The organism is Halorubrum salsamenti, assembly GCF_007671685.1.
GTDB classification, from domain to species: Archaea; Halobacteriota; Halobacteria; order Halobacteriales; family Haloferacaceae; genus Halorubrum; species Halorubrum salsamenti.
In genome coordinates this window covers 209300-230434 of the sequence record NZ_VCNL01000004.1, presented here as the reverse complement: position 1 = coordinate 230434, position 21135 = coordinate 209300, and the positions used below count along the sequence as shown (strand labels likewise).

Annotated in this window: 20 protein-coding genes and 1 pseudogene; 17 read left to right on the top strand and 4 right to left on the bottom strand. The window is 67.0% G+C overall.

Annotation, left to right across the window (positions count from 1 at the left end; genetic code table 11):
- Positions 1-124 precede the first annotated feature (124 nt).
- Positions 125-1546 carry a single-stranded-DNA-specific exonuclease RecJ gene (locus tag FGL94_RS12440; protein WP_144925658.1) on the top strand — a complete coding sequence of 474 codons (1422 nt, stop codon included), beginning with the start codon at positions 125-127 and terminating at the stop codon, positions 1544-1546.
- Between the two features lie 44 nt (positions 1547-1590).
- Here the strand turns inward: FGL94_RS12440 and FGL94_RS12435 are convergent, their stop codons facing one another.
- Positions 1591-2154 carry a response regulator transcription factor gene (locus FGL94_RS12435; protein ID WP_144925655.1) on the bottom strand — a complete coding sequence of 188 codons (564 nt, stop codon included), beginning with the start codon at positions 2152-2154 and terminating at the stop codon, positions 1591-1593.
- Positions 2155-2298: 144 nt separating this feature from the next.
- Here FGL94_RS12435 and FGL94_RS12430 point away from each other — a divergent pair, with 144 nt between their 5' ends.
- Positions 2299-3027: an RAD55 family ATPase gene (locus FGL94_RS12430; protein WP_144925652.1), complete on the top strand. Its 729-nt coding sequence runs from the start codon at positions 2299-2301 to the stop codon at positions 3025-3027.
- A gap of 63 nt (positions 3028-3090) precedes the next feature.
- On the opposite strand, the gene FGL94_RS12425 is transcribed toward FGL94_RS12430, so the two are convergent.
- Positions 3091-3429, bottom strand: a complete 339-nt coding sequence (locus FGL94_RS12425; protein WP_144925648.1) for a helix-turn-helix domain-containing protein — start codon at positions 3427-3429, stop codon at positions 3091-3093.
- A gap of 185 nt (positions 3430-3614) precedes the next feature.
- Here FGL94_RS12425 and FGL94_RS12420 point away from each other — a divergent pair, with 185 nt between their 5' ends.
- The 4 genes and pseudogenes from FGL94_RS12420 to FGL94_RS12405 all read left to right on the top strand — a co-directional run bounded on the left by FGL94_RS12420 (position 3615) and on the right by FGL94_RS12405 (position 6645).
- Positions 3615-3953, top strand: coding sequence for a hypothetical protein (locus FGL94_RS12420; RefSeq protein ID WP_144925645.1), 339 nt, complete (start codon positions 3615-3617; stop codon positions 3951-3953).
- 328 nt (positions 3954-4281) lie between these two features.
- Positions 4282-4884, top strand: a complete 603-nt coding sequence (locus FGL94_RS12415; RefSeq protein ID WP_144925642.1) for an archaellin/type IV pilin N-terminal domain-containing protein — start codon at positions 4282-4284, stop codon at positions 4882-4884.
- Positions 4885-4886: 2 nt separating this feature from the next.
- Positions 4887-5408 (top strand): annotated as a pseudogene (locus FGL94_RS18920) (archaellin/type IV pilin N-terminal domain-containing protein); the annotation flags it as partial.
- 502 nt (positions 5409-5910) lie between these two features.
- Positions 5911-6645, top strand: coding sequence for a DUF7500 family protein (locus FGL94_RS12405; protein ID WP_144925636.1), 735 nt, complete (start codon positions 5911-5913; stop codon positions 6643-6645).
- 36 nt (positions 6646-6681) lie between these two features.
- Here the strand turns inward: FGL94_RS12405 and FGL94_RS12400 are convergent, their stop codons facing one another.
- Entirely contained in the window at positions 6682-7143 is a 462-nt protein-coding gene (locus tag FGL94_RS12400; RefSeq protein WP_144925633.1) for a zinc ribbon domain-containing protein, read from the bottom strand.
- A 228-nt stretch (positions 7144-7371) separates the two neighbouring features.
- On the opposite strand from FGL94_RS12400, the gene FGL94_RS12395 reads away from it, so the two are divergent.
- The 10 genes from FGL94_RS12395 (at position 7372) to flaJ (ending at position 19034) form a co-directional block, all read left to right on the top strand.
- A complete protein-coding gene (locus tag FGL94_RS12395) occupies positions 7372-9747 on the top strand; it encodes a BGTF surface domain-containing protein (protein ID WP_144925630.1) in 2376 nt (791 codons plus the stop codon).
- A gap of 102 nt (positions 9748-9849) precedes the next feature.
- On the top strand, positions 9850-10206 hold the full coding sequence (cheY, locus tag FGL94_RS12390; protein ID WP_123623812.1) for a chemotaxis protein CheY: 357 nt from the start codon (positions 9850-9852) through the stop codon (positions 10204-10206).
- A complete protein-coding gene (locus tag FGL94_RS18830; RefSeq protein ID WP_144925627.1) occupies positions 10206-11405 on the top strand; it encodes a chemotaxis protein CheC in 1200 nt (399 codons plus the stop codon). The genes cheY and FGL94_RS18830 overlap by 1 nt, the downstream gene beginning before the upstream one ends.
- On the top strand, positions 11402-11920 hold the full coding sequence (locus tag FGL94_RS12380; RefSeq protein WP_144925624.1) for a chemotaxis protein CheD: 519 nt from the start codon (positions 11402-11404) through the stop codon (positions 11918-11920). The genes FGL94_RS18830 and FGL94_RS12380 overlap by 4 nt, the downstream gene beginning before the upstream one ends.
- 116 nt (positions 11921-12036) lie before the next feature.
- Positions 12037-13848, top strand: a complete 1812-nt coding sequence (locus FGL94_RS12375) for a FlaD/FlaE family flagellar protein (RefSeq protein ID WP_144925622.1) — start codon at positions 12037-12039, stop codon at positions 13846-13848.
- On the top strand, positions 13838-14299 hold the full coding sequence (locus FGL94_RS12370) for a flagellin (protein ID WP_144925619.1): 462 nt from the start codon (positions 13838-13840) through the stop codon (positions 14297-14299). The genes FGL94_RS12375 and FGL94_RS12370 overlap by 11 nt, the downstream gene beginning before the upstream one ends.
- Positions 14300-14794, top strand: a complete 495-nt coding sequence (locus FGL94_RS12365; RefSeq protein WP_144925616.1) for a flagellar protein G — start codon at positions 14300-14302, stop codon at positions 14792-14794.
- Position 14795: 1 nt separating this feature from the next.
- On the top strand, positions 14796-15545 hold the full coding sequence (locus tag FGL94_RS12360; protein WP_144925613.1) for an ATPase domain-containing protein: 750 nt from the start codon (positions 14796-14798) through the stop codon (positions 15543-15545).
- 76 nt (positions 15546-15621) lie between these two features.
- The gene (locus tag FGL94_RS12355; RefSeq protein ID WP_144925610.1) at positions 15622-17295 is read left to right on the top strand and encodes a type II/IV secretion system ATPase subunit; all 1674 of its coding nucleotides are present in this window, start codon (positions 15622-15624) and stop codon (positions 17293-17295) included.
- A gap of 2 nt (positions 17296-17297) precedes the next feature.
- Entirely contained in the window at positions 17298-19034 is a 1737-nt protein-coding gene (gene flaJ, locus FGL94_RS12350; RefSeq protein WP_144925607.1) for an archaellar assembly protein FlaJ, read from the top strand.
- A gap of 190 nt (positions 19035-19224) precedes the next feature.
- Here the strand turns inward: flaJ and FGL94_RS12345 are convergent, their stop codons facing one another.
- Positions 19225-20148, bottom strand: coding sequence for an NAD-dependent epimerase/dehydratase family protein (locus FGL94_RS12345; RefSeq protein ID WP_144925604.1), 924 nt, complete (start codon positions 20146-20148; stop codon positions 19225-19227).
- Between the two features lie 96 nt (positions 20149-20244).
- On the opposite strand from FGL94_RS12345, the gene htpX reads away from it, so the two are divergent.
- The gene (gene htpX / locus FGL94_RS12340) at positions 20245-21114 is read left to right on the top strand and encodes a zinc metalloprotease HtpX (RefSeq protein ID WP_144925601.1); all 870 of its coding nucleotides are present in this window, start codon (positions 20245-20247) and stop codon (positions 21112-21114) included.
- The last annotated feature ends 21 nt before the right edge of the window (positions 21115-21135 follow it).

Sequence of the window (21135 nt, the reverse complement as noted above, 5' to 3'; positions counted from 1 at the left end):
ACCGCCAGTTACGGCAAGTGATGCCTCCGCCTGTGTCGGCGCGGCCGTCTCGGCTCGGGTGCGGTCCTCACCGTCGCCCGGCCGAAGCGTGAGTTTATCCCCGATCGCGAGCCTACGGTCGGTAATGGCAGTCGCCGATCCTCCCGTACCGGAGCTCGCTGCGCGCGCGAACGCCTGCGCCGACCGGCTCCGCGCCGCGGACCGCGTGCTGCTCGCGTCCCACATCGACGCCGACGGGCTCACCAGCGGCGCGATCGCCTCGACGGCGCTCGAGCGGGCCGGGATCGACCACGAAGTCGTCTTCGAGAAGCAGCTCGACGCCGAGTCGATCGCGGGGATCGCCGCCCGCGAGTTCGACGTGGTGCTGTTCACCGACTTCGGCTCCGGCCAGCTCGACGTGATCGCCGACCACCAGGACCGCGGCGACTTCGTCCCCGTGATCGCCGACCACCACCAGCCGGCCGACCGAGACACGGAGTTCCACCTCAACCCGCTGCTCGAGGGGATAAACGGCGCGAGCGAGCTGTCGGGAGCCGGCGCGAGCTACGTGCTCGCCCGCGCGCTCGAAGGGCCGGACGGCGACAACCGCGACCTCGCCGCGCTGGCTGTGGTCGGCGCCGTCGGCGATATGCAGGACTCCGACGGCGGGCTCGTCGGCGCCAACGAGGCGGTCGTCGCCGACGGCGTCGACGCCGGCGTCATCGAGGCGCAGACCGATCTGGACCTGTACGGCAGACAGACGCGCCCGCTCCCGAAGCTGCTGGAATACGCCTCCGACGTGAAGATCCCGGGCGTCTCGAACGACGAGGCGGGCGCGATCTCCTTCCTCACCGACCTCGACGTGGACGTGAAACGCGACGGGGAGTGGCGGCGCTGGGTCGACCTCGACGGCGAGGAGCGACAGGCGCTGGCGTCCGCGCTGATGCGCCGCGCCGTCGCCTCCGGCGTCCCCGCCGACCGGATCGAGGCGCTCGTCGGCACCTCCTACACCCTCGTCGACGAGGAGCCCGGCACGGAGTTGCGGGACGTGAGCGAGTTCTCCACGCTCCTCAACGCCACCGCCCGCTACGAGCGGGCCGACGTGGGGCTCGCGGTGTGTCTCGGCGACCGCGGCGACGCGCTCGCCGAGGCGCGCCGGCTCCTGCGGAATCATCGCAAGAACCTCTCGGAGGGGTTACAGTGGGTGAAGACGGAGGGCGTCACCGACGAGGAGTTCCTCCAGTGGTTCGACGCCGGCTCGCGGATCCGCGAGACGATCGTCGGCATCGTCGCCGGGATGGCGATCGGCTCGCCGGCCCTCGACCGCTCGAAGCCCGTGATCGCGTTCGCGGAGGAGAGCGCCGAGGAGCTGAAGGTGTCTTCGCGGGGGTCGCACGCGCTGGTTCGACAGGGGCTCGACCTCTCGGTAGTGATGCGGGAGGCGAGTCGGGCGGTCGGCGGCGACGGCGGCGGCCACGACGTGGCCGCGGGCGCCACCGTCCCGATCGGCGAGCGCGACGCGTTTATCGCCGAAGCGGACCGACTGGTCGGCGAACAGCTCTCGTAGCGAAACCGGGCAGCGAAGAGGGAGAAGCCCGCAGTTCGACCGCGTCAGGCCTCGCCGAGGTCGCGGAACATCGCGCGGTAATCGTCGGACGATAGCGACTCGCCGAGCTCGTCAATGTCGGCGTCGAGCGTTTCGAGCCGTTCGACCAGCTCGGCGTACGCCTCGTTCCCCTCGCGCTGGGCGGCCGGCTTCTGGACGTTGAGCACCGCGCGCTTGCTCGCTAACGCCGCGGCCTCTTGTATCAGAGCGTCGTATTCGCTACGGGTCAGCAGCGTGTCGATCGCCGCCAGCAGCTTCGAGCGGCTGACGGGCTTGGTGAGGTACAGGTCGAACCCCATATCGATGATGTCGAAGTCGGGCTCGACGGCGGTGACCATCGCGACGCGGCAGTCGTAGCCGGTCTCGCGGATATGCTCAAGCACGTCGTCGCCGCTCCCGTCGGGAAGCCGACGGTCGAGCAACACCACGTCGATCGCGTCGTCGACCCGATCGATCGCTTCGGCGGCGGTTTCGGCGAGGGTAACGTCGTATCGTTCCTCGAGGAAACCGGCGTACAGCGCGGCGATGTCGGGCTCGTCCTCGACGACGAGGACCGATGGATGGCTCACCGCCGATCACCGCCGCGGTCGACGGGGGACGCTTCACCGGGCATACAGGAAGGGGCGGCGTGTCGAGGAATAAACCTGTCGGCGTCTGTGCGGTTGGTCCGTCGGATCGTCTTTTATATACTCTCGTCGCCAAGGACGGGACGAATGTCAGAACTCGTCTCCACCGGGGTCGAGGGACTCGACTCGATCCTCTCCGGCGGCATCACGGAGCGATCGACGGTCCTCGTCTCCGGGAACCCCGGTACCGGCAAGAGTATCTTCGGGATTCAGTACCTCCACCACGGCGTCACCGAACACGACGAACGGGGGGTGTACGTCTCCTTCGAGGAGGACGAAGCGGACATCCGCGGCGCCGCGGAGTCGATCGGGTTGGAGGGGTTCGACGACCTCGTTGACAGCGGCGACATCGTCATCCTCGACAAGCGCGAAATGCTGCGCGAGACCGACTTCTCGACGGCGGTCGACAAGCTGCTAGACACGATCGAGGACGGCGACTTCGACCGGCTAGTGCTCGACTCGCTGTCGATGTTCCAGCTCTTCTTCGACGCCGAACAGGAGAAACGCACGTACCTGCTGAAGTTCTCGGACATCCTCAAGGCGAACGGGTTGACCTCGCTGCTCATCAACGAGCAGGGCGCGGTGTTCCCCGACACCGAGGTCGGATTGGAGAACTTCCTCACCGACGGGAACATCTACTTCATCCAGACGCCGACCGATTCCGGCGTCAACCGGTACGTCTGGGTAGCGAAGATGCGGAAACAGGACATCGACACCGACATCTTCCCGATGGAGATCGGCGAGGGCGGAATTACCGTCCACGAGCGAGCGGGCGGGTTCTCGATGATGGGTCGGTCCGAAGAACCCTCGTTCTGACCCCGGGGGAGAGGTACGGACGGTACGGGCGGAAAAACGCGGCGTAACGGGGAACGTGAGCGGTTACTGACCGGACGAGAGGTCGCGCCACACGTCGTCGAGTCGGTTTTTCACCGCAGAGCGCTCCTCGACCTCCACGGTGAGCCCGTCGCGGAAGTCGACATCGACGCCGTCCACTTTCCGGCGGTACACCTTCACGCGGCGGTGTTCGTCCGAGAGCGGACGGTCGTGAAGCTCCAGGAGGTCGGCCTCCTCCAGCTCGTTGATCCGGCGGTAACACGTCGCGATCGGGACGTCGAGCTCGTCGCTGAGTTCCTGCGCGGACTTCGCGTCACCGGTCGCGGTTAGGATGTCCGTGTTGTACTTGTTGCCGAGTACCGCGATCAGATTGTCCCCCACCATTCACGTTATCGCCGTTGATTTTTAGAGCTTAAAAGGGTACCGGTGATCGATGCAGGTCGAAAATCCCGCCCGGTGGCACGTCGCCCGCTCTAACGGGCTTTCGTTCGCTTACGCGTATTCTCGGGTGTTATCGACGGTGATAGCCGCTACCGTAAGTTTATAACCCGACTCCGGTCAGGGTGGATATGGAGCTCATCGAGGGGCTATATCTCGTGACGACCACCGTGCTGGCCGGCGCGAGCGCGACGCTACTTGCGTTCGCGGTCTCGGCGTATCGGTCGTCGGGTCGGACGGCGATGGCGTACCTGGCGGTCGGGTTCGGGCTCGTCGTCCTCGCCGCCGTGGCGACACCCGTCGCCGCCTTCCGGACCGCGTTCGCGAACCCGCAGGCGCTACTGCTCGTCAACACCGGCCTGCTGGCGGCGTCGATGGCGCTGGTCGCGGGAAGCCTCGCGGTGTACGAGCCCGGCACGCGGGAGTTCGTGATCCCCGATTCGGAACTGACGCGGATCCAGGACCGCTGAGCCGGGTCGAAATCACGCGGCGCGGACGATCGCTATTCGGATTTTCAAGCGGGAATTCTCTCGACGATCGCACCAGTCAGCGTCGCAGATCTGTGCGCCGATCTCGTCCGAGCCGTCCGGCCATACGGGGTTCCCACAGATCCAGCGGCGATAATCAGATAGAGATATTGTTAATGTATTCAAAAACCAATAGGCAGAAAATAACCCGATAACCGCACTACTGCAGCATTTTATCAGCTTAAATAATCGGCGCGGAGTCTTTAATAGGGAAATCCTGCTCCCTAGCGATAACGCCCGCCGGGAAGGCCGGGGGCCAACGCAACACACAATGTTCGAAACACTACTGGACGAGGAAGAGCGCGGTCAGGTGGGGATCGGGACGCTCATCGTGTTCATCGCGATGGTGCTGGTGGCGGCGATCGCCGCCGGCGTCCTGATCAACACGGCCGGCTTCCTCCAGACGCAGGCGGAAGCAACGGGGCAGGAGAGTACGAGCCAGGTGAGCGACCGACTACAGGTCGTGAGTACTTCGGGTAACGTAACGGCAACCAACGACGGGATCAACGAACTCGACTTCGTCGTCGCGCTCGCACCCGGTTCGAGTCCGGTCGACCTCCAAGAGACGACGGCCGAATTCATCGGTCAGGACGGACAGGCTACCTTCGATCTCAACGACAATGACGTGGCAGAGGTTACCACGACGGACATCATCGGCACTGATAAAGGTAACATTCTCACGGACAACAGCGACCGTGTCAACATCAATATCGTGCTTAACGGAAGTGCCAGTGGTGCCGACATCGACTACGCGCAACTCGCCGAAGGCGAGCGCCTTACGGTAACGTTCACGACGGCCGCGGGGGCGACGACGACCAAGGAGATCCGCGTTCCGACGACTATCACGAGCGAGGATAGCTCGGTGAGGCTGTAACAATGTTCGAATTCATCACTAACTCCGAGGAACGTGGTCAGGTGGGGATCGGGACGCTCATCGTGTTCATCGCGATGGTGCTGGTGGCGGCGATCGCCGCCGGCGTCCTGATCAACACGGCCGGGTTCCTCCAGTCACAGGCGGAAGCAACGGGCCAGGAGAGTACGGACCTCGTGTCCGAACGCATCGAAGTCGGTAGCTCCGTCGGTATCGTCAGCGCAGATACTGATACTCTTAAGGAGATCCGCCTGTCGGTCTCCGGCGCGCCCGGCTCCGACAACATCGACCTGACCGAAACGACGATCCAAGCGGTCGGCCCGGACGGTCAGGAGAACCTCGTGTTCGTCCCCGGTGGAACGGTTGACACGTCCATCGATGACGTCACTACCGGTAATAACGAAACGGACGCCCAAGCAGAGTACAACGTTGGTAACGGGACACTAACCGCCAATACTACCACAACTACTACCGGGCAGTTCAACCTTACTGTGACTGACGGCAATGGTAATACCGACTTCACGACGTTCAGTGGCGATTCCAACACTGACGTTAACACCCGAGAAGTCAGCCTAACTAATATCTCCGGTTCGGTCGATTCTGGAGATACGTTAACGGTCACTCTCATTCAACCCAACGATGTTGAGGCTGATACTGACACCGTCTCTGTTGTCGACCTCGTAAGCGGCGCCAGCGACTTACAGGGCAACGAGTTCGCGGTCCGCGACGACGGCACGCTTCAGTCGAGTGCCGTGCTCGACAGCGAGTCGCAGTTCCAGATCCTCTTAAATCCTGACGCCGGTGCGTTCAACGCTGGCGGTAGCGCGTTCGGTGAGGGAGAACAGGCGACCCTCGACATCGTCTCGCCCGCCGGCGCGGCGACGCAGGTGGAACTGCGTGCGCCCGACCTGTTCAACACGAAGGACGAAGCAGTCAGACTCTAACGAGCCTCGAAGAGCCCCCTAACCACTTCCTCGGCGGATCGATCCGCCCGGAACACCTATTTTCTCGCGCGTTCACGGCGTTACCATGAGCGACCGCGACGCACCGGCCGCCGACCCCGACGCGCCGCCGGCCGACCCCGACGAGCTCGACTTCACCGACGACGAGAGCGTCGTCGAGATCGGGGAGAGCCGGTACGTCGTCGGGACGAACGGCCGGCCCAACATCCGGCGGGCGCAGCCGGACCGGTCCCCCGCCGACGAGACCGGCTTCACGTCCGCCGACCCGGCGAATCCGGCGGAGAGGCGACCACCCGATCCGGGTGGTGGTCCGGGAGGTGCGGGGAGCGGGGATGTCCCCGGCGCCGACGCGCCCCGTGATGCGGGCGGTCAGGTGCAGGGCGGGAACGCCGCCCGGCCGCAGGGCGCCTCCACGAACCACCCACAGGGCGGTCACGCCACCCCCGAAGTCGACCGCCAGTCGGTGAGTCGGTGGCTGGCGAACTCCTTCGACGACGACGGGTTCACCTACGGGATCGACGCGACGCTCCACGTCGACGGCGACACCACCCGTCAGCGGATGGTCTCGAACGACGTGACGGCGACGTTCGACTCGCTCGTGTCGTGGTTCGCGTCCAACGCGGGCCCGAGCTCGCCCACCCCCGAGGCGCTCGGGCTCCTGCTCGTCGCGAGCGAGACGACCGTCGACGTCCCGCCGGTGGCGATCAAGCGCTTCGCCGCGAGCCAGGGGCTCACGGCGAGCGACAGCATCGGCGATCTGGTGCGCGCGGCGGAGGAGGCGAACGGCTTCCGGATCGAGTAGCGAGCGCTTTCTGGAACGACTGTTCCGAGCGGATGCTTATAAAAGAACGAGCAGCGCGACGCCGAGCAGCGCGAACACCGCGTACAGTCCGGCCATCACCTCGCGTTTCAGCGGGCTCCCGAGCGGCTCCGAGGTCAGGCGGCGGATCGGCGGTAAGATCGCGATCCCACCGAGTATCAGGGGGAAGGAACCGATCTGCGGGACCAGCGTGAGCGCGACGACGATCGTCCCGTAGCCGAGCACGTAACAGCCGCGGCGCCAGAGCTGCTCGCGGTCGGTGAGCTCCTCGGTCGAGACGTATCCGGACCCGTCACCGCCGCTTCCGGCGTGTCCGCCTCCGCCGCCTGCATCCCCGGAGTCGGCGGCCACCTGCTGGGCCTGTCGCTGCACGTAGTCGTCGAGTTCCTCAGCGGCGTCCTCCGTTTGGGGGGCGCCGCACTCGACGCAGTAGCGGGCTTCGTCGTCGAGCGACGAGTCACACCGGGAGCAGGTCTTCATCCTCATCGAAAGCGTACCGCGGGCGGACTTAACTCTTCGGAGCTTTGTTGACGACTCGATCCCGCCGCCATCTGTCGGTTTGGGTCGATTCACCTCCGTGGCGGAGGGTCCGGTTCTCTGTTACGATAATCGGGAAGGTACGCTTTAGTCACTGAGATCCCGACCACGTACCAACCGACGGCGGGCCGTGGAAACGACTCGGCCCGTCAGGACGAAACGGACACCACGATGACCTCCAGAGCTTCACCGGACGACGCGGATCGGTCCGGCCGGACGACGACAGCCCGCGTCCGCAGCGGGCGTGCCGATTCGCGCACCGAGCCTACCGGATCGCGCACTAAACCGGGCGAGGGGAACGTGGGGGAGGAGGCGGAGATGACGCTCCGCACCCGGCTCTCGGACCTCGGCGTCGTGCTGGTCGCGCTCGCGGTGCTCCTCTCGTTTCTCGGTGCGGCGGCCACGGGCCCCGCCGCGGCGACGCTCGCGGGAGGAGACGCGACGGCGGCCGGTGGAGACGGGATCGCTCCCGCGATCGCGACCGACGACGAAACGGAACCGGGCGGCGCCGCCCGTCAGGAGATCCGCGGATCGTTCAGCCGACCGATGTACACCGGGACGGCGGGGGACCCGGTGGAGATCAGACACGTCGTCGGCGCGTCCGGGAACGACAGCGCGTACCTGCTGATCGGCGGCAACCGACTCACCGACTCCGGCGGAACGGTCGGGTTCGTCGACGTCGTCAAGGCGTCCGGCGGATCCACGACGATCAACACGCGGCTTCTCGGGACGAACGAGAGCGACGTCGATAGCTGCAGTGCTTCCGACGTGAACTGCGACCTCGAGTTCAGGAACGAGGCGGGCGACGTGATCGCGGAGGACCTCGCGAACCTGTCCGGCGCGACCGGCGCGACCGGCGCCGACGGACTCGCGCGCCCTCTAAATCCACAGCGATACCGGCTCGCGGTCACGAACGGGACGTTCGTCGTCCGAGACTCTGGTGCCGTGGACCCGGTCAAGGTGGCCGCGGAGTCCGATCTCGTGTTGCGGAAGCCGGCGTTCAACGACAGCGTCGAGGTGTTCACGACCGCGGACAGCGAGGTGACCACCGACGGCGAGGGCGGGACCGAACCGCTCGGCGCGCTCCGGGAGAGCGGGCTCGACCGAACGGCGGTGACGAAGGGCGACCGCGTCGTGCTCGGATTCGAGTCGACCGGGATCTGGGGCGCCCTCTCGTATTTCGCCCAGCAGCGGTCCGCCGGGTCGATCGAGGACAAGTCCCAGATCGATCACCGGGCCCTCGCCGATCTCCTCGACGCCGAAGAGGGCGTCTCGCTCCGCGTCCGACAGACGAACTCCAATGGTAACGAGCGGACGGCGGAACTCGACCTCGCGAACGCCGACCCGGACGACGTCACGCTCTATCTCGCGGAGGGGGAGACGCTCGAACGCGGGGACAGCGATCGGGCGCCCAGCCGGTTCTACCTCGCGATAGACACGAGCGACGGGGGCCCGTTCACCGCCGACCCCGAGCCGGGCGACGAGTTCTCGGTCGAGTTCGCCCTGGAGGGGACCGAAGGCGAGCGGTACGCGTTCCGCGACGGGCAGGGGCCCCCGGCCGCCTTCGAACCGGAGTCGGCCGCGGACGACCGGCTGTCGGAGCAGTACCCGTACCACGGGAGCGCCGACGGCCGGGTGAGCGCCGAGGCGTCGTTCAGCGTCCGCGAGCGCTACCTCCGGTACGACCACGCCACCGCCGACGGCGACCTCCTCGTCGAGGCCGACAACGAGACCATCACCGGGTCGACGTCGATCCTCCCCGTGACGGAGCTGTCGGCGACGATCGTCAGGGACGACGACGGCGAGCCGTCACGGACGGAGTCGGAGCTGACGATCGAGGACGGGAACTTCTCCGTCGACAGCGGGCTCACTAACGTGACGCCGGGGACGGAGGCGAGCTACCGGCTCTACCAGGGACAGTCGCTGCAGGACAGCCGGAGGATCATCGTCGTCGACGACGCGGGGGACCCAGCCCGCCTGCGGCTGTCGAACGAGACGACGACGAATCTCACGGTGACCCGGGGCGAGTCGCTGTCGAACCTCTCCGCGACGGTGCGAAACGTCGGGCAGCTACAGACCCGGGAGCGGCTGTCGCTCGACGTCGACGACGGGGCGGTCGTCGAGGAGCGCCACCTCACGGTCGAACCGGGAGCCTCGAAAGCGGAGACGTTCGGCGAGATCGACGCCGAGCTGGAGCCGGGTGAGTACCCGTACGAGCTCGCGATCGACGGGCACAGCGTGAACGGGACGCTGACCGTGGAGGCGGACCCGTCGGTGACGCGGGTCGACGAGCCCGGCGCCGGAGAAGAGGGGTCGGCGGCGACCGACGGAGGGAATGGGGGAGAAGGTGAATCGGACGGCGACGACGAGGCGGGTGGCGACGGTTCGGACGGTGGCGGGGCGAACGAGGGGCCGTCGAAGGGTGGCGACGACGAGGTGCCGGGCGACGCGCCGGCGACGTTCCTCCCCTTCGGTATCGGGACGCGGGAGACGTTCGGCGGGACGGTCCTCGTGGGCGCGACGTACCTCCTCGGTCACTGGGTGTGAGCACGCTTGGGGTCTCGACGATCCGGCCTCCCACGTCGGTTCTCATCGCTGAGAACCGCGGGGGAGTCGTTAAGTGAGCGCTGTCCCGCCTTCCAGATAACTATGGCAACGCGCGTGCTTATCGCAGACGATTCGGAGTTCATGCGGAACCTGCTCCGGGAGATCCTCGAAGGGGAGTTCGAGATCGTCGGCGAGGCCGAAAACGGCGTGGAGGCGGTCAACATGTACGAGGAACACGGCCCCGACCTCGTGATGATGGACATCGTGATGCCGATCCGGGACGGTATCGAGGCGACGACGGAGATCCTCGAAGCCAACCCGGAGGCGACGGTGATCATGTGCACCAGCGTCGGGCAGGAGGAGAAGATGAAGGCGGCCATCAAGGCCGGCGCCGAGGGGTACATCACGAAGCCGTTCCAGAAGCCGAACGTGCTCGACGCCATCGGATCGGCGGTATAATGCGCGTCGACGTTCGGGCGCTCGGCGCCTGCAACCGGTTGGCGGAGCGGGGGGCCGGACAGGCCGCCGGCGCGCTCACCGACCTGACGGGCACGGACCTCTCCGTGGAGGTCACGGGCGCCAGCGTCGCCAGCGGCGAGGACCTCGCCGAGGCGTTCGCCGGCCGGGAGTCGATCGGGGTGAGCGTCGACCTCCGCGGCGGACTGGAGGGCGAGGCGGTCCTCGCGTTCGACGCGGACAACGTCGACGCTCTGCTCTCGCTCCTGCCCGGCGGGGCGTCGATGGGACGCAGCGCGGTGACCGAGGTCGGCAACATCGCGCTCGGCGGCTTCCTCGACGGCTGGGCGAACTACCTCGGGACGGCGATCGACATGACGCCGCCCCGGTACTTCGAAGCCGACGGCGCCGCCGTCCTCCCCGACGGGGCGCTCGCCGGAGACGGCGTGTTCCTCTTCGAGAGCCGGCTGGACGCGACGACGGCGGATCTCGACTTCTCCATCTACATGCTCCCCGACTCCGGGAAGTTCCGCGACCTCGTCGTGGGTAAGACCGCGCCGGCCGCCGCGCCGGGCGCGGACGGCGAGGCGGGGAACGACGGCGCCGACAGCACCGCGGTTCCCTACGAGTCGCTGTCGACGTTCGCGTCGCTGGCGAAGCGCGGCTCCGCGAACGCCGCCGACAACATCGCGATGATGACGGGACTTACCACGAGTGTCGACGTGAGTCGACTACGATTTGTCCCCCTCGCCGACGTGCCCGCCGAGGTGGGCGTCGAGCCGCACGCGGGGACCGTCTTCGAGCTCCAGGGAGAGCCGAGCGGCTACCTCGCGATCCTCTTCGAGGAGGAGTCCGCGGCGAAGATCGCGGCCTCGATGCTCCCCACCGAACCGGACGAACCGCTGGGCGGAATGGCGGAGAACGCCCTCTGCGAGCTCGGCAACGTGATGACGAGCGGGTTCATCGACGGCTGGGCGAACGTGCTCGGCACGTCGATCACCCACTCGCCGCCGGAGTTCGTCCACGACATCGGCTCGGCAGCGATCAGCCCGCTGGTCGCCAAACTGAGTCAGCGACAGGACTACGGGTTCGTGATCGACGCCGCGATCCGGACCGAGGGCGTGCAGGCGCGGTGCGACGTGTACGCGCTCCCTGACGAGCGCGAACTGACCCGGGCGCTCGACCGACTCTCGGAGTCGTGAGCCACCCCCCGTCGTCTCGCGAGGGAACGCTCTCCCGAGCCCCCGACGCCGGCCGGATCAAGGTCGGGGTCAGCGATCTGTCGGTCGCGACCGGCGGGGAAACGCTGACGACGAGCGGCCTCGGTTCGTGCGTCGCCGTGGCGCTCGTCGACCGGTCGACCGGCGTCAGAGGGCTGTTACACGCGATGCTACCGAACGGCACCGAGACCGATACCGGGATCGAACGACCGGGCAAGTACGTCGACACCGGCATCGAGACGCTGATCGCGGAGCTGGAGGCCGAGGGCGCGTCCCTCGACCGACTCGAAGCGCGCGTCGCCGGCGGCGCGGAGATGCTCGATCTCACGGACGCGGTCGGGCCGCGGAACGTCGCGCGCGCCGAGCAGTGCCTCGACGCGGCCGGAATTCCGGTGGTCGAGCGCGCCGTCGGCGACGGCGTCGGACGGACCGTCCGGTTCAGGGCGGACGGCCGGCTGGTCGTTCGAGCGGCCGACGGGTTCGAGCGGACGCTTTGAGATCGAACCGCTGAGGAGATGGCGCGGCGTGTCCGGATCTCCGCCGAACGCGCGTCTTCTCACAGCTGATATTTTGAGGGGTGAATTGAAGTGCGTTCTGAGGATGGTATACGGTAATGGGCCTCGAACTACCGGTGTGGGGATCTCCAACGGCTGCATGGATAGTCGCCACGCTGGGGCTCGTCGGTGCGAGCGTCCTCGATAGGTTCCTCGACGATGACGGCTCCGACGACAACGATTCCGGAGGCATGGGCGGCGGCGACGATCCCTTCGGCGGCGGGATGGGAGATGGCGGGATGGGCGGCGGCGGAATGGGCGGCGGAATGGGCGGCGGCGACGATTTCGACGACTTCGACGGGATGGACGAGTGGGACGACGGGTTCGACGACGGCGGTGGCGGCGGCGCCGACACCGACGAGCTGGAGAAACGGCTCGACGACTTGGAGAACGAGGTCTCCTCGCTCTCGTCGACCGTCTCGACCGTCCGCTCGGAGAACGAGGAGATCTCGGCCGCCGTCGACGACATCGAGGAGGACGTGCGGAACTTACTCGACATCTACGAGATGGTCACCCGCGGCATCAACCCGTTCGTCGACGACTCCAGCGGCTTCGGCGGGGTCGACGGCGGCGGTGAGGGGTCGTTCGGCCTCTTCGACGACGACGAAGGGGACGACGCGGGCGACGACGACCTCGACGAAGACGTCGCGAACGCGGACGCCGACGGGTTCTTCGACGACGACCTGCTCGACGACGACTTCGAGGACGACGACGAGTTCGCCGAGCTGGACGAGGAACCGGACGACGAGCACACGGACGACGGCGACCCCGCCGACGCCGCGTCCGAGACCGCGGCGGCGGACGACGGAGACGACATGAACGACGATGGAAAGAGTTTCAGCGAGCTGAAAGAGGAGTACGACGCCGGGGAGGCCGACTGGGCCGACGAGGACGGCGCCGAAACGGACGCGGACGCGCCCGCTGACGAGGACCCGTTCGACGACGGAGGCGACTCGTTCGAGGAGGACCTCGGCGACGAGTCGGACCCGTTCGACGACGGGCCCGATGACGGCGTCAACTTCGACGAGGGGATGGACTCGTTCGAAGACGAGCCCGTCGACGACGGCCCGGCGACGAACGGTCACGCGCCGGAGCCGGACCCCGAACCGGAGCCGGAGCCCGACCGCTCGCGCGGCCAGCGGCCCGGCGGCGACCCCGCCGAGGCGAACGGCGGCGGCTTCGAGTACGTCCGCGAGGACGACCTCTCGGGGACTCGCGGCAAGCCGTACCTCACGGAGCTCCCCGGCGACTACGTCGGCGACCTCCTCGTGATGGAGTGGCTGGAGTTCCTCGTCTCCGAGAGCGACGTCACCGACGCGGTGCGCGCGATCAACTACTACGAGCGCATCGAGTGGGTCGGTCCCGACGCGGCCGCGCGGCTCCGCGACTTCCTCTCCGGGTTCGGCACGATCGACCGCAACCTCGTCGACCGGCCGGGGACCGACCGGCTGGTCCGCGAACACCACACCCGCAGTCTCCGGTACGTCACCCAGCTCAACGGGACGAGCGGCCATCTGCTGTTGCTCGACCGCTGGGACGACCTCGCCGGCGGCTCGCTGGTCGGCGGCGGACCGCCGCGGGCCGGTTCGGGGAGTCGCGGGGGGCGAGGAGGTCGCGAGGGACGCGCCCCGCGCGAGGACCGAGGCGGCGATCGCGGCGGCGACGACCGAGACCGTCGGGCGAGCGAGAACGGTCAGGGCGGCGACGCGGGGAGGCGGGACGACCACGCTGGCCACCGAGACGACCACGCAGACCATCGCGGCTCCGAGGGGCGCGAGCGCAACGGCGGCTCCCCGCGGCCGATGAACGACCCGAACCCGCGTTCCGACCGCGCCGACCCGGCCGACGGAGGGTGGGGCGATGGGCGTTAGCGTCTCGGCGTCGACGGCCATCATCGTCGCGGGGCTGTTCTTCGCGTTCACGACGTTCTATCCCGTCGCGGCCAACGGCTTCGACCGCGTCAGCGACGCGCAACACGGGATAAACGAACGCGCGCTCGAGCGGCAGAACACGGCGTTCACGGTGACGAACGCGACGTTCGACGACACGACTCTCACCGTCAACGCCACCAACGACGGCTCCCTCGGCCTCGTCGCCGGCGACGCGACGCTGCTCGTCGACAACGTGTACGTCGACGTGGGCGGGCCGAACGCGACCACGACGGTCGACGGCAACGGCGACACAGAGCTGTGGCTCGGCGGCGAGACGTTGACCATCGAGGTCGACGAGGGCGACCTCTCAACCGGTGTGGCCGCGGGAGAGACCCGCGTCGTCCTCGTCGTCGAGTCCGGCGTCCGCGACGCCGCGGAGGTGAGCGCGTAGATGGCCAGCGTTCCCGTCTCGCACCTCATCCTGTTCATCGCGAGCCTCGTGATCGCGGCCGGCGTGGTCGGTACGATCACCACGGGAGTCGACCGCGTGAGCGCGGCGGTCGACGACGCCGGACTGGACGCGACCGAGACGCTCCGGACCGACGTGACGATCATCTCCGACGCGAACGCGGGGGTGTACAACGCCAGCACCCAGAACGTGACCCTCTTGATAAAGAACACCGGAACCTATCGGCTCGCGCCCGACGGCTCGGGGCTCGACGTCGTCTTCGACGGGAGCTACGTCCCGCCGAGCGCCATCGACGGCGAGCTCGTCTCCGCCGACGCGGGCGCGGCGTGGAGCCGCGGAGACGTGTTGCGGCTCACGATCAACGTGAACGCGCTCGACGGAACGAGCGGCGGCCTCGACGACGGCGACCACCGGGTGTACGTCACCGCCAACGGCGACGAGGAGCTGTTCCAGTTCCGCGTGGAGGGGAGTAACTGAGATGCCCCGCGACAACCTGCTCTCGCTCGGGCTCGGCGATCGCGACCGGCTGAACAAGGAGCTCGGCGGGGGGATCCCCCGCGGTAGCATCGTCCTCATGGAGGGCGACTACGGCGCCGGCAAAAGCGCCATCTCCCAGCGGTTCGCCTACGGGCTCGTCGAGGAGGGCGCGTCGGTGACGATGATGTCGACGGAGCTCACCGTCCGCGGGTTCATCGACCAGATGCACTCGCTGGAGTACGACATGGTGAAGCCGCTCCTCCAGGAGGAGATGCTCTTCCTCCACGCCGACTTCGACTCCGGCGGGGCGTTCTCCGACGACGACGGGGAGCGCAAGGAGTTGCTCAAGCGGCTGATGAACGCGGAGGCGATGTGGAACTCCGACGTCGTCTTCCTGGACACGTTCGACGCCATCTTCCGGAACGACCCCACCTTCGAGGCGCTGGTTCGGAAGAACGAGGAGCGACAGGCGGCCCTGGAGATCATCTCCTTCTTCCGGGAGATCATCTCGCAGGGGAAGGTGGTGGTGCTCACCGTCGACCCCTCGGCCGTCGACGACGACGCTATTGGGCCGTTCCGGTCGATCGCCGACGTCTTCCTCCAACTGGAGATGATCGAGGTCGGAAACGACATCCGCCGCCAGATCAACGTGAAACGCTTCGCGGGGATGGGCGAACAGGTCGGCGACACGATCGGCTTTTCGGTCCGCTCGGGGACCGGCATCGTCATCGAGAGCCGCAGCGTCGCGTGAACGCATGCGCGGGTCGACGCACAGCCGTCCCGGCCGCCGGGACGCGACCGATCGGACGGGAGACACGGAGTAAGACATGACCGAACACGGAACCGCGAAACCGTCGGACGAGCTCCGGAAGGCGGCCATGCGGCGGCCGCACCTCCGCGAGCACCTGCGGGAGTTCAAGCAGATCACCGGGGAGTTCCCGCAGTTCATCGAGGAGCCGAAAGCCGAGTACGAGTCGAACCGGCCCAACGTCATCTACCCCGTCGGCGGACCCATCTACAGCCACATCTACGGCGACCTCGGGCAGGACACCAAGTACTACGCCATCGAGCCGGAGGTCTCCGGTCCGCAGGCGGAGGTCCTCAACGAGGTGAAAAACCGCCTTCTCACGGTGAGTGGCCAGCACAGCGCCCCCGACAGCGAATCCGAGTACGACGACCTCATCGAGGAGCTGTTAGAGGAGGTCACCCATGTCGACGAGCAGAACCAGGGGTTCCGCGGCAGCCTCTCGAAGCTGCTCAACATGGGGAAGCTGTCGGTCACCGAGGAGACCTACGAGAACATCCGCTACCGGCTCAACCGCGATATCGTCGGTCTCGGCCCGCTCGAACCGGTGATGCGCGACTCGGCCAACGAGGACATCCACGTCATCGGCCCCAAGGAGTGTCACGTCGATCACGGCACGTTCGGCATGCTGGAGACGACCGTCGACTTCGGCACCCCGCAGGAGTTCGACAACTGGCTGCGAAACATGGGCGAGCGGATCGGCGACCCGCTGTCCGACTCCGACCCCATCGTCGACTCCACGCTGCCGGACGGGTCGCGTATCAACATCATCTACTCCGACGACGTGTCGCTGAAGGGCTCCTCGCTCACGATCCGGCAGGGCGAGGAGGTGCCGCTGTCGATCAACCAGATCACCAACTGGGGGACGCTTTCGCCGGAGCTCGCGGCGTACCTCTGGCTTTGCTTGGAGAACGAGCAGACGGTGTTCGTGGTCGGGGAGACGGCGTCCGGCAAGACGACGACGTTGAACGCCATCCTCTCGTATATCCCGAGCGACTCGAAGATCTACACCGCGGAGGACACCGCCGAGGTCATCCCGCCGCACAACACCTGGCAGCAGCTGTTGACCCGCGAGGGCGGCGGAGAGGGCTCCTCCGACGTGGACATGTTCGACCTCGTCGCCGCCGCGCTGCGGTCTCGTCCCGACTACATTATCGTGGGCGAGGTGCGCGGCGCCGAGGGGCGCATGGCGTTCCAGGCGGCCCAGACGGGGCACCCGGTCATGCTGACGTTCCACGCGTCCGACATCGTCTCGATGATCCAGCGGTTCACCTCCGAGCCGATCAACGTCCCCGAGACGTTCATGGACAACGCCGACGTGGCGCTGTTCCAGAACCGGGTGAAACAGGGCGATCAGGTGTTGCGCCGGGTGACGAGCGTCCAGGAGATCGAGGGGTACTCCAAGGAGATGGAGGGGGTCGTCACCCGCGAGGTGTTCAGCTGGGACCCCGTCGAAGACGAGATCGTCTTCCAGGGGATGAACAACTCCTACGTGTTAGAAGAGCAGATCGCGACGCTGCTGGGATACGCCGACACCCGTGACATCTACGACGACCTGGAGTTCCGCGCGGAGCTGATCGAACGGATGATCCAAGAGGGAATCTTGGGCTACCACGAGGTGAACAACGCGATCGACTCCTTCCAGCGCGACGGCGTCGAGGGGCTCCCCTTCGACATGCACCGGAACGTCAGATAGCCATGGCGGTGAAGGAGGTCGGCAACGGACTCGCGACCGCGGCCGAGCTAACCTCGGCCGTCATGGAGTCGTACGACAAGCTTGACATCTCGAAGCGGAAGTACGTCGGGCTCGTGTTGGTTCCGGCGGTCATCGTCTTCCTCGCGAGCGTCGTCGGGCTGTTCGTCCTCCCGCTCCCGTTCGCGGCGCGGGTTCCCGTCCCGATGTTTGGCGGACTGGTAGTGGTGTCGGCGGTGATCTACCCGAAGATCTACCTCTCCAGTCTGGAGAACAAGATCGACAACCAACTCCATCTCGTGATGACGCACATGACCGTGCTGTCGACGACGAACATCGACCGCATGGAGGTGTTCCGGACCTTAGCGAAAGAGGAGGAGTACGGGGTCGCGGCCGAGGAGATCGCCCGCGTCGTCCACCTCGTCGACACCTGGAACCAGAGCCTCGACGACGCGTGTCGCCGGCGGGCCGAGGAGGTCCCCTCCGACGCGATGGCCGACTTCTTCGACCGGCTCGGCTACACGATGGGCGCGGGCCAGTCGCTAGAGGAGTTCCTCGTCTCCGAGCAGGACGTCATGCTCGCCAAGTACGAGACGCTGTACGAGTCCTCGCTGTCGAACCTGGAGGTGATGAAGGACCTGTACATGTCGATGATCCTCTCGATGACGTTCGCCCTCGTCTTCGCGATCGTCCTGCCGATCCTGACCGGGAACGACCCGACCGCGACGGTGGCGGCCGTCATCGTGCTGTTCGTCTTCGTCCAGCTCGGCTTCTACGCGATGATCCGTGCGACCTCGCCGTACGACCCGATCTGGTTCCACCCGGACGAGCGGGCCCCCGGCGACCTGAAGCTCTGGGCGTCGCTCGGGATCGGCGGCGGGCTCTCCTTCCTCATCATCGGGATCACGGCCGCCGGGATGTTCGGGCACGGTCCGGGGCTCCCGGGGCTGCTCTTCTTCATCGACGACGTGCGGCTCCCGCTGTACCTCGCGGTGCCGATCTCTCCCCTCTTTATTACCGGCGTCATCCTCCGCAGCGAGGAACAGGCGATCACGGCCCGCGACGGGGAGTTCCCCTCCTTCGTCCGGGCGCTCGGTGCGACCGAGAGCGCGAAGCAGTCGACGACGACCGACGTGTTGACCACGCTGCGCGACAAGAACTTCGGCGCCCTCTCGCCGTCGATCGAGCGGCTCTACCGCCGGCTCAACATGCGGATCAGCACGGAGGGCGCGTGGGAGCAGTTCACCTACGACACCCGGTCGTACCTCATCCAGAAGTTCTCCGAGATGTACCTCGTCGGCCGGCGGATGGGCGGGGACCCGAAGATGCTCGGCGAGCTGATCTCGAAGAACATGAACGCCGTCAACCAGCTCCGCGAGCAGCGTCGGCAGGCGGCGATGACGTTTATCGGCCTGCTGTACGGGATCACGGCGGCGGCGACGTTCGCCTTCTTCATCGGGTTAGAGATCGTCGCCATCCTCGCTGATCTGACGGCCGACTTCCAGCTCGATCAGATGGACATCGGCCAGATCGTCTACCCCGGGGCGTACGACATCCCGCTGATCGAGTACCTGCTGCTCACGGTCGTGCTGTTCAACGCCTCCCTCTCCTCGCAGATGATCCGGCGGATCGACGGCGGCAACCCCGCGAACGGGTACATCCACTTCGTCCTGTTGACGTGGCTGGGCGCGGCGACGGCGATCGCGACGCGGACGCTGGTCAACGCGATCCTGTCGATTTAAGAATCGATTCGATACGTTCGTTGTTTATAAGTGATTCTTGGCGGAAGGATGGCTGTTTCCGGATCTTCAGGCGTTTGTTTATAAACGGCTGATATTGGATCGACGGCGACTGCCCCTTTGAGTCCCGCCCGGACCGCAACCGCACCGCAGCCTCACGCCTCGTTCGTTTATAAGGGCATCTCTTCCAGATCTACCCCTCGGACAGCGTCGGCTCGGGAACGTCCTCGCCGGCTGCCTCGCGCCACGATCGGCTCGGTTTCCACCCGAACAGCCGGTCGGCCTTTTCGATCGCGTAGGCGCCCCGGTCGTCCCCCTCGTCGACCGCGCAGTCGTCCGGAATCTCGCCGTACGACTCCCGCACCAGATCGAGCAGCGGTCGGCCGAGCGCGTTGTCGGCGGCGACGCAGTTGACCGCCTCGTGGGCTCCGGACGGGACGGCCGGGTCCGGTCCCGCCGTGCCCGCCAGCGCGGCGGCGACGAGGTCGGCGACGTCGCGGGCGTCGACGTACGACCAGAAGTTGCCGGCGCCGGCGTCCAGATCGTCGACGTAGTCGTCGCTCCGACAGGCGTACTCGCCGGGGTACTGGATCCACGAGGGGCGGATCGATACCGCCGGAACGCCCTCGCGGCGCGCGACCGCACCCGCGGCCGCCTCGGCGGTCACCTTCGAGAGGCCGTAGGGGTCCTCCGGTCGGAGCGGGTGATCCTCGGTAATGGGAAGCTCGTCGGGGACCGGCGTCGGATCGGCGAAGAAGAAGCCGTACGCCCCGTCGCTCGACGCCTGCACGATCCGGGCGTCGGCGCGCCCCGCGGCGTCGAGGACGTTCTTCGCGGCGCGGGCGTTCGTCTCGAACACACGGCCGTCGGGGTGGGTGCCGGCGACGGGGATCGCGGCCCAGTGGACGACGGCGTCGGGGGCGACGGCGTGGACGGTGTCGAGCGCCTCGCCGCGGTCGGCGAGATCGGCCGCGCGGAACGAGACGTGCGGAGTCGGGTCGACGCCGGGGCCGGGGCGTTCGTAGTCGACGACGACGACCTCGTAGTCGCCCGCGAGCCGGTCGACGACCCAGCGCCCGGAGGCGCCGCGGCCGCCGGTGACGAGAACGGTCTCCATGCGTGCGGGTGGCCGCGGCGGGGGAAAAGCGCTGCCGTCGTCGGACGATCTCCCGCTCCCGGCAGCCTTTAATCGCGCGAGCGGTAAAATACGGGTATGGAATGGAAGACCGATTGGGGACTGCGTGGACGGATGGCGTTCACGATGTTCCTCCTCTTCGCCCTCTACGTCGTGTTCGTCGGCGCGCTGACCGTGTACTTCGGTGACTTCCTGTTCCCGCTGATCATGCTCGGCGGGTTCTCGATCGCTCAGTACTTTTTCAGCGACAAGCTCGCCCTGCGGAGCATGGGCGCCCGCGAGGTGAGCGCCGACGAGTATCCCGATCTCCACCGCCGGGTCGAGCGACTGAGCCAGCAGGCCGACCTCCCGAAGCCGACCGTCGCCGTCGCGGACACGCAGGTGCCGAACGCGTTCGCGACCGGCCGGAACAAGAAGAACGCGACCGTCGCCGTGACCACCGGACTGCTCCGGGCGCTCGACGACGACGAGCTCGACGGCGTGCTCGCTCACGAACTCGCACACGTGAAGAACCGCGACGTGATGGTGATGACCATCGCCTCGTTCCTCTCGACGATCGCCTTCTTCATCGTGCGGTGGGGATGGCTGTTCAGCGGCGACAACCGGCAGGGCGCGCCCGTCATCGTCGCGATCCTCGTGTCGATCGTCGTGTGGGTCATCTCGTTCCTGCTCATCCGCGCGCTCTCGCGGTACCGCGAGTACTCCGCCGACCGCGGCGCGGCGCTGATCACTGGGAAGCCCGGCGCGCTCGCATCCGCGCTGATGACGATCGACGGCCGGATGGACCGCGTGCCGAAGGAGGACCTCCGCGAGGAGGCGGAGATGAACGCGTTCTTCATCATCCCGATCAAGGCCGGGTTCGTCGGGAAGCTCGCCTCGACGCACCCGTCGACTGAGAACCGGATCGAGCGGCTCCGCGATCTGGAGCGCGAAATGGAAACGGCCTGATCGGCCGATCGAACTCGGGGA